The sequence below is a fragment of the Methylobacterium sp. JK268 genome (genome assembly GCF_054052225.1).
Window position 1 is genome coordinate 41,125 of sequence record NZ_JBSVZN010000050.1, and the last position, 7,063, is coordinate 48,187.

Annotated in this window: 8 protein-coding genes; 4 read left to right on the forward strand and 4 right to left on the reverse strand. The window is 70.7% G+C overall.

Going from position 1 to position 7,063, the window contains the following annotated elements; genetic code table 11:
- The first annotated feature begins 115 nt into the window (after nucleotides 1-115).
- Nucleotides 116-1,459, forward strand: a complete 1,344-nt coding sequence (gene glcF, locus ACW9J6_RS33050; RefSeq protein ID WP_457120570.1) for a glycolate oxidase subunit GlcF — start codon at nucleotides 116-118, stop codon at nucleotides 1,457-1,459.
- Nucleotides 1,460-1,567: 108 nt separating this feature from the next.
- On the opposite strand, the gene ACW9J6_RS33055 is transcribed toward glcF, so the two are convergent.
- Nucleotides 1,568-2,773: a pyrophosphate--fructose-6-phosphate 1-phosphotransferase gene (locus tag ACW9J6_RS33055; RefSeq protein WP_457120571.1), complete on the reverse strand. Its 1,206-nt coding sequence runs from the start codon at nucleotides 2,771-2,773 to the stop codon at nucleotides 1,568-1,570.
- Between the two features lie 191 nt (nucleotides 2,774-2,964).
- On the reverse strand, nucleotides 2,965-3,825 hold the full coding sequence (gene fabI / locus ACW9J6_RS33060; protein WP_457120572.1) for an enoyl-ACP reductase FabI: 861 nt from the start codon (nucleotides 3,823-3,825) through the stop codon (nucleotides 2,965-2,967).
- A gap of 292 nt (nucleotides 3,826-4,117) precedes the next feature.
- Here fabI and ACW9J6_RS33065 point away from each other — a divergent pair, with 292 nt between their 5' ends.
- Nucleotides 4,118-4,369, forward strand: a complete 252-nt coding sequence (locus tag ACW9J6_RS33065) for a hypothetical protein (protein ID WP_457120573.1) — start codon at nucleotides 4,118-4,120, stop codon at nucleotides 4,367-4,369.
- Between the two features lie 40 nt (nucleotides 4,370-4,409).
- Here the strand turns inward: ACW9J6_RS33065 and ACW9J6_RS33070 are convergent, their stop codons facing one another.
- Nucleotides 4,410-4,646, reverse strand: coding sequence for a hypothetical protein (locus ACW9J6_RS33070; protein ID WP_457120574.1), 237 nt, complete (start codon nucleotides 4,644-4,646; stop codon nucleotides 4,410-4,412).
- A 395-nt stretch (nucleotides 4,647-5,041) separates the two neighbouring features.
- Between ACW9J6_RS33070 and ACW9J6_RS33075 the strand changes: the two genes are divergently transcribed.
- Together ACW9J6_RS33075 and ACW9J6_RS33080 are read left to right on the forward strand one after the other, a co-directional pair.
- Nucleotides 5,042-5,320 carry a hypothetical protein gene (locus tag ACW9J6_RS33075; RefSeq protein WP_457120575.1) on the forward strand — a complete coding sequence of 93 codons (279 nt, stop codon included), beginning with the start codon at nucleotides 5,042-5,044 and terminating at the stop codon, nucleotides 5,318-5,320.
- Nucleotides 5,321-5,327: 7 nt separating this feature from the next.
- Complete coding sequence (locus ACW9J6_RS33080) at nucleotides 5,328-5,798, forward strand: YbaK/EbsC family protein (RefSeq protein WP_457120576.1); 471 nt, start codon at nucleotides 5,328-5,330, stop codon at nucleotides 5,796-5,798.
- 434 nt (nucleotides 5,799-6,232) lie between these two features.
- On the opposite strand, the gene ACW9J6_RS33085 is transcribed toward ACW9J6_RS33080, so the two are convergent.
- A partial coding sequence (locus ACW9J6_RS33085) for an IS110 family RNA-guided transposase (RefSeq protein WP_457115101.1) occupies nucleotides 6,233-7,063 on the reverse strand: 831 nt, incomplete at its 5' end.

A 7,063-nucleotide genomic window follows, 5' to 3' on the forward strand; every position in this document is an offset into this window, starting at 1 on the left:
TCCTCGACCGCCCCGCGGATGCGGCGACGACGGTGCCCCACGCGCCGTCGAATTGGTCTAGAACGAGGACGGCCCCTGAGAAGCCGCCCCGGCAAAGCCCGATCGAGGAACCGTCGTGCAGACCAATTTCGCCCCCGCGCAGCTCGCCGACCCGGCCATGGCGGCCTCGGAGAAGATCCTGCGGACCTGCGTCCATTGCGGCTTCTGCACCGCCACCTGCCCGACCTACCTGCTGCTCGGCGACGAGCTCGATTCCCCGCGCGGGCGCATCTACCTGATCAAGGACATGCTGGAGGGCGGGAAGCCCGCGGCTCCGGAGGTCGTCAAGCACGTCGACCGCTGCCTCTCCTGCCTGTCCTGCATGACGACCTGCCCGTCGGGGGTGCACTACATGCACCTCGTCGACCACGCCCGCGCCTATATCGAGGAGACCTACGCGCGCCCGGCGGCGGACCGCTGGCTGCGGTCGCTGCTCGCCGCGGTGCTGCCCTACCCGCACCGCTTCCGCCTCGCGCTCCTCGGCGCGACGCTCGGCCGGCCCTTCCGGGGCCTCGTCGCCCGCCTGCCCCGGATCGGCGCCCGCCTCGCCGCCATGCTCGACCTCGCGCCCGAGGCGCTGCCGGGCCGGTCCGCGGCCGACCGGCCGGGCACCTTCCCGCCCCCGGGTGCGCGGCGCGGACGCGTGGCGATGCTGCGCGGCTGCGCCCAGTCGGTGCTGCGGCCGGACTTCAACGAAGCGGCGATCCGCCTCCTCAACCGTCACGGGATCGAGGTGGTGCAGGCGAAGGGCGAGGGCTGCTGCGGCGCGCTCACCCACCACATGGGGCGCGAGGACTCGTCCCACGCGCTGGCCAAGCGCACGATCGACGCCTGGATCGCCGAGATGGACGGGCCGGGCCTCGACGCGATCGTGGTCACCGCCTCGGGCTGCGGCACCACGATCAAGGATTACGGCTTCATGTTCCGGGACGACCCGGCCTATGCCGAGAAGGCCCGGCGCGTCTCCGCCATCGCCAAGGACGTGACGGAATACGTGACGCAGCTCGGCCTGGGGGAGCCCGTCATCGAGACCGACCTCGTGGTCGCCTACCACTCGGCCTGCTCGATGCAGCACGGCCAGGGCATCCGCACCGAGCCGAAGGCGCTGCTCAAGCGGGCGGGCTTCACCGTCAAGGACGTGCCGGAGGGCCACATCTGCTGCGGCTCGGCGGGCACCTACAACATCCTGCAGCCGGAACTCGCCGGCGCGCTGCGCGCCCGCAAGGTCGCCAACATCGAGCGGGTGAGCCCGGACTTGATCGCCACCGGCAATATCGGCTGCGCGACGCAGATCGGGAAGGGCACCACGATCCCGATCGTGCACACGGTCGAACTCCTCGACTGGGCGACCGGCGGCCCGCGCCCGATCGCCCTCGACCGCCTGCCCGACCGGGCGCCGGTGGCGGTCGCCGCGGAGTGAGACGAATTCCGGAAGGTGCTGTCCGGAATTCGTCTCACGAGCCCGCGCGGCGTCTGAGCGAAGCCGATGTCCGCATCGCGAAGCGATTGGTCGGACATCGAACGAGGCTCAGCCCCGGGGCTGGCCGATCGCGTCGAGGAGGTCGGTGAACCACGGGGTGGTCGGGTCGAACGGCTTGGCGCCCCGGATGCGCGGGAACTCGATCGCCCGCAGGCGCCCGTCCCGCTCCTCGTCGTGGCCGATCACCCCGGAGACGCCCGCGAGCGCGCTCTCGACCGCGAGGTCGGCCATGCCCTGGATCAGCCGCAGGTCCTCGGCGTTTGGCGCCGCCGAGCGCGCGAAGTGACCCGACTTCTGGACCAGGGTCTTCTCGACGCCGAGCCGCGGGCCGAAGCGCTCGGCGAACCACGCCCCGACATTCACCGTGTCGATCTTCACGTGGCCGAAGGCGTCGCGGCCGAGCGTCTCGCCCCGCCCCTCGATCTCGGCCACGATCGTGTCGAGCCCCGCGCCCTCGCTGAGGAAGATCGTCACGCAATCCTTCTCGGCGAGCCGCGCCCGCAGGCGCGCGGCCTCGCGGTCGAGGTCGATCGGGGCCTCGGGCACGTAGACCGCGTCGATGTCCTTGTGGGCCGCGGCGAGGTTGAACTCCGGCAGGAAGGGCTGGCGGGCGAGGCGCTCCCGGTAGGCCCGGGCGGTGGCGGCGGTGAGCCAGCCGCAATTGCGCCCCATGACCTCGTGGACGAGGAGCATCTTCGGGTTGGCGCTCTGCTCGTTGACGATGTTCTCGAAGAAGACCGCCCCCTGCTCGGCGGCGCTGAGGGCCCCGAGGGTCTGGCGGATCGGCACCACGTCGTTGTCGATGGTCTTCGGCAGCCCCACCACGGTGAGCCGGTAGCCGTTGCGCTCCAGGTAGGCGGCGAGGTCGGCCGCGGTGGTGTTGGTGTCGTCGCCCCCGATCGTGTGCAGGATGGTGACGCCGTCGCGGGCGAGCTGCTCGGCCGCGACCTTGAGCGGATCCTCGCCCTCGCGCACGAGGCCGCGCTTCACGCAATCCTTGACGTTGGTGAGCTTCACGCGGCTGTTGCCGAGCGGCGAGCCGCCGTGGCGCAGCAGCGCGCCGGCCTGCGCCCGCACGGCCGGCGTCACGGCCAGGCTCTCGCCCTTGAGCAGGCCGTAATAGCCGCTGCGGTAGCCGATGATCGCGATCTCGGGGGCGAGGTCGGTGTAGCGGCCGATCAGCCCGCCGACCGCGGCCGAGAGGCAGGGCGCGAGGCCCCCGGCGGTCAGCATGGCGACCTTGGGCGTGGTCATGGCACGGCTCCGCGTCTCGTTGCGCCGGGACCCGGATACTGACCCTGGGGACGCGTCCCGCCAAGCCCTCGAATCAGGCTCCGGCACTCATGCGGTTTCCGATCGATCGCTTCGCGATGCGGAAACCGGCTTCGCTCAAGCGCCGCGCGGGCTGGTGATGCGGTTTCCGAACGGATCGTCCGGAAACCGCATCACTCCTTGCTCATGTCCGGGGCTTCCGGGTTCTTCATGCCGACCACGTGGTAGCCCGCATCCACGTGCAGGATCTCGCCGGTCATGCCCCGCGACATGTCGGAGACGAGGTAGGCGGCGGTCTCGCCCACCTCCTCGATGGTCACGGTCCGGCGCAGCGGCGCGTTGTACTCGTTCCACTTCAGGATGTAGCGGAAATCGCCGATGCCGGAGGCCGCCAGCGTCTTGATCGGGCCGGCCGAGATCGCGTTGACGCGGATCTTCGAGGGCCCGAGATCCGCCGCGAGGTAGCGCACGGAGGCCTCCAGCGCGGCCTTGGCGACGCCCATCACGTTGTAATGGGGCATCCACTTCTCGGCGCCGTAATAGGTCAGGGTCAGCAGCGAGCCGCCCTGCGGCATCAGCTTCTCGGCCCGCTGGGCAATCGCCGTGAACGAGTAGCAGGAGATCAGCAGCGACTTGGTGAAGTTCGCCTCGCTGGTCTCGACGTAGCGGCCCGTCAGCTCGTCCTTGTCCGAGAAGGCGATGCAATGGACCACGAAATCAAGGGTGCCGCCGAAATGCCGGCCCGCCTCCTCGAACACCGCGTCGATGGAGGCCGGATCGGTGACGTCGCAATGGCCCACCACCGCCGCGTCGAGTTCCTTGGCGAGCGGCTCGACGCGCTTCTTCAGCGCCTCGCCCTGGTAGGTGAAGGCGAGGTCGGCGCCGTGCTGCCGCGCGCTCCTGGCGATGCCCCAGGCGATGGAGCGGTTGTTGGCCACCCCGAGCACGAGGCCCCGCTTGCCGGCGAGCAGGCCGGGCTTGGCGCCGGGAGCCTGCTCGTAGTCCTGGACCTCAGCCCGGTTCGAATCCGCCATGGTTCACCAACGCATGCTGCCGCGGGAGCGCCCGCCGGGCCGTGACGCGCGAGGCTGCGACCTCCGCCCGGCATCCTTAGCCGACGCCCGCGGGCGACGGAAGACCGTGCGGGCGTCCGGCCGCCGTCCCGGACGGATCCGGGTCCGGCTCATCCGTTCAGACGAATTGCCGCTCCGGGGGCCGTCCGGTAAATCTTTCGTCAACACAGCCGCCGCGACCGGGCCGCCGGGGACCGGTTCCGGCCCCGCGGCGTTGGTCGCTCAACAAAGACGACAAAGGAGGAACCGCGCCATGAGCGGCTACTGGTTCTGCGAGACGCCGCAGGGTGAGTTCCGCATCGCGATGACCCGCTGGGCGGGGCGGGATCGGGTGGTCCTGTTCTACGAGCGCGAGCCGCTCGGCTGCTACGACAGCGCCGAGGTCGCCCTCGACCATCTCGTGCACGGACAGACCTACACGCCGTCCTCCGGCCTCGACCTGCGCCATCTCGCCCTCCCGACGACCCTGTCGGACTGGGTCTTCGCGGCGGATGGGCGCGCCTGAGCGCGGATGGGCGCGCCCAAGCGCGCCCCAGGCGGGCGCCTCAGCGCCCGGTCGAGCGCACCAGCCGGGTGATCGCGAGCGGCGGGCGGCCGGACTTCTCGGCGATCTCGCGGTCCTGCTCCTCGATGATCTGGCGGGCCGGCTCGTCGCCGTCGAGGCCGTTCAGGGCGGAGCGGGGCACGCGGCGGTTCGAGCGGCGCGAGCCGTCCTCGTAGTAGACGTCGAACATGACGAAGCCAGTGTCCTGCGGCTTCGGCTTCTGCTTGGAACGCAACATCGGTCGATCTCTCGTGGTGGGGCCGACGGTCGCGGCTTCGCGCCCGCGAGGCGCGCGTCCGGACCGGCCGGGTCTGGCGCGCGAGTCCCTCGCCGCCGGAGCATCTCTGGGGAGGGCGCCCGGCCGGGGCCGAGGCCGAAGGCGGTCGCCATCACCCTCTACATGGCGCGGAAGGGCCGCGAAGCCCAGCGGAAAGGGGGCGCGACAGGGTTGCGCGGGGCTCGCGCCTGGCCGCGAATGTCACCGGCCTGCAACACGTGTTGCGGCTCCACACGATTCGGTGGCCTTGCGCCGGCCGCGTTAACCTCTTCGCAATTCCTTGCTGGCCCGGGGCGCCGCCCGCACCTATGACTCGGTGACTCCCGAACCCGCCCGGAATCGTTGAACCGCTGCCGATGTCGGAAACCGAAACCTTCCTCCCCTCCCCCTTCGCCGACCAGGAGGCCAGCGACCAGGACGCCAAGCGCGTTGCGCTGACCTACGTCTCCGAGGCCTTCGCCGAGGGCTGCCTCGACGGGATCGACGGCGACTGCATGGCCCAGGCGGCCCTGTTCGCGGCCTTCAAGGAACTGGTGCAGACCTACGGCGAGGAGGCGACCGCCCGCTTCGCCGAGGGCTTCCCGCAGCGGATCCGCAGCGGCGCCTACACGGTCTACCCGCCGCGCCACCACTGAGGCAGCCATGAGCCTCGCCTCCGTGCGGGTCTTCCTGGCCGCGCGCGCCCCCGACCTGCAGGTCATCGAGACGCAGGCGAGTTCCGCGACCGTCGCGCTCGCTGCCGAGGCCCACGGTGTCGCACCCGGGCAGATCGCCAAGACGCTCGCCCTGCGGGTGGGCGAGCGCGTGCTGCTCGTCGTCACCCGCGGCGACGCGCGGCTCGACAACCGCAAGCTCAAGGACGCGTTCGGCGGACGCTGCCGCATGCTCGACGGCGAGGAGACCGAGCGGGTGACGAGCCACCCGGTCGGCGGCGTCTGCCCGTTCGGCCTGCCCGATCCGCTGCCGGTCTATTGCGACGTGTCGCTGCGCGCCTTCGCGGAGGTGATCCCGGCCGCCGGCTCGACCCACAGCGCCGTGCGCCTGCCGCCGGAGCGGATGGCGGACCTCGTCGGGGCGGAGTGGGTGGATGTCTGCCAGGCTGCGGAGGGCTAATAAGCCCTCGGTTCGATCAAAGCGGTGGGCGTATCACCGAGCCCGCACGACGGAGCTTCGCTCTGCACGCCTGACCGAAGCCGGTTTTTCTTATTGCGAAGCAATCAACGAAAAACCCTATGCGTTCAATGCTTGATGCTTGCGCTTCAAGTCTGGCGCGGGATCCCCTCTCCCGAGTGGGAGAGGGGTAGGGGTGAGGGACGGACGCTTCAGCAAGAAGGCGGGACTGTGCCGCTGGCAGTTCAACGGTTCAGACTTCTTGCTGAACCCGGGCCACGCTCACCCCTGCCCGTCTCCCACCCGGGCTAATTCATTCACACTTCGCCGGATGAGGCGCGGGTTTCTCCTCTCCCCGCGCGCGGGGAGAGGGCTGCGTCCCCCTTGTCGGGGACGCAGCGAGCCCGAAGGGCGAGGGTGAGCGACTGTCTGGGGTGTCAAGTCTGGGCGGCGAGTTGGGCGCGGACATCACGGGCCTTGGCGTTGAGGCGCACGAGCAGCTTGTGGGCGAGAGCGATGCGGATGACCTTTGGGGGCTTTCCGGCTTGGCGCAACCGTTGGTCGAAGGCGATGAAGTCGGGATCGAAGCGCCGCACGCAGCTGGTGACCACGAACAGGATGGCGCGCACGTCGGCCCGTCCGCCGCGCACGGGGCGTCGGCCGCTGCTCTGGCCGCTGTCGCGGGCGATGGGTGCCAAGCCGGCCAGCTTGGCGATGGCTTTGCCCGAGAGGGTGCCGATCTCCGGCAGGTCGGCCATCAGGCGGGCGATCGTGCGGTCGGCCACGCCCTTGATCGTGCGGAAGGTCGCATCGAGGGCAACCCAGAGCGGATCGGCCTTGAGCTGGGCGGTGATCGCCTCCTCCAACGCGGCGATCTGGCGGTTGATCAGCTCGACCATCTCGGCGACCGAGGTGCGCACCTGCGGCTCGGTGACGAGGCGGCCCTGGTTGGTCTGGACGGTGCGCGCCTCGACCAGTTGATGCAGGCGCGTGACCAGGGCGCTGAGCCGCTCCTGAGCCGGGCTGGCCGGCGGCCGGGGTTTGATCCGGCGCACCTCGGCGAAGCGCGCGATGACGCCGGCATCGATCTGGTCGGTCTTCTCGAGGATGCCCATGGCCTCGGCGAAGCGCCGCACCTGGCGGGGGTTGAGGAGGGCGCAGGGCAGGCCGTCCGCCCAGAGCAGGCGGAAGGGCTGCTGTTCGTAGCCGCCGGTGGCCTCCAGGGCGACGAGGGTGACGTGGTTGTCCCGGCAGAAGCGGGCGAGCGT